This is a genomic window from Achromobacter sp. 413638, assembly GCF_043119405.1.
GTDB lineage: Bacteria > Pseudomonadota > Gammaproteobacteria > Burkholderiales > Burkholderiaceae_B > Achromobacter.
On record NZ_JBICCO010000170.1, the window covers coordinates 1 to 1,345 of the forward strand.

1 protein-coding gene is annotated in these 1,345 nt (G+C 60.1%); it reads left to right on the forward strand.

The window, feature by feature from the left end; genetic code table 11:
• Positions 1–54: 54 nt before the first annotated feature.
• Positions 55–1,305 (forward strand): IS256 family transposase, encoded by a 1,251-nt coding sequence (locus ACEU5R_RS31905; RefSeq protein WP_392413911.1) that lies wholly within the window; start codon positions 55–57, stop codon positions 1,303–1,305.
• Positions 1,306–1,345: the final 40 nt, after the last annotated feature.

The following is a 1,345-nucleotide window of genomic DNA, read 5'->3' on the forward strand; positions in this document are numbered from 1 at the left end:
CGGGCCTGTCATTAATTTCGTGTTCAGGGCATAACATACGTCCAAGGAGTATGTATGCCTCGCACCCCGAAGTCCAAGCTGGCGGATCTGCCGGCTATTCCCCCTGAGCTGTTGGAGTCGTTCGGCAACGGCCCGATGACGGCCGAAGCCATCAACGCCGCCTCTCTGGCTTTCAAGAAGGCATTGATTGAGCGAGCGCTCGCAGGCGAGATGAACCATCATCTAGGCTATCCGAGCGGTGCGGCCAAGCCGGCCGATGTTGCCAACCAGCGCAATGGCAAGGGCGCCAAGACGGTGCTCACCGAGGAAGGCCCTGTGCGTATCGAGGTGCCGCGCGACCGCGACGGCAGCTTCGCTCCGTTGCTTATCCCCAAGCACGAGCGGCGTTTCACAGGTTTTGACGACAAGATCGTCGCCATGTACGCCCGAGGCATGACGGTGCGCGAGATCCAGGGATTTCTGCTGGAGCAATATGCCACCGAGGTCTCACCGGAGTTCATCAGTTCAGTGACCGATGAGGTCATGGCCGAGGTCACTGCCTGGCAGTCTCGGCCTCTGGAACCGATGTACCCGGTCGTCTTCTTTGACGCGCTGCGGGTCAAGATCCGCCAGGATGCGGTCGTACGCAACAAGGCCATCTACCTGGCGCTGGGTGTGTTGCCCGATGGTTCACGCGACATTCTTGGCCTTTGGATCGAGGGCACCGAAGGCGCTAAGTTCTGGATGAAGGTCTTCAATGATCTGAAGACCCGAGGCGTGGGCGATATCCTGATCGCCGTGACCGATGGCTTGAAGGGCATGCCCGAGGCCCTGGCCGCTGTCTTTCCCGCGACCACGCTGCAAACCTGCATCGTGCATCTGATCCGCAACAGCCTGGATTACGCGACCTGGAAGGAGCGTAAGGCGCTTGCCGCAGCCATTCGGCCGATCTATACCGCCACGAGCGCCGAGACAGCCGAGGCTGAGCTTGATGCCTTCTCCGAAGGCCCCTGGGGGCAGAAATTCCCGACGATCCGCGCCGCGTGGCGCAGCGCCTGGGATCGCGTGATTCCCTTCTTCGCATTTCCGCCAGAGGTGCGCCGAGTGATTTATACGACCAACGCCATCGAGAGCATCAATGCCCAGTTGCGCAAGATCATCAAGACGCGAGGCCATTTCCCGTCCGACGACGCCGCGACAAAGCTGATCTGGCTGGCCCTGCGCAATATCACCGCAGATTGGGGACGGCCGGCTCGCGATTGGAAGCAGGCCATGAACCAATTCGCTATCCTCTATCAGGAACGGTTCATCAGGCCTTCTGTGTAATTCCTAAGCCCGCCTTGAACACGGAATTTCTGACACTCCC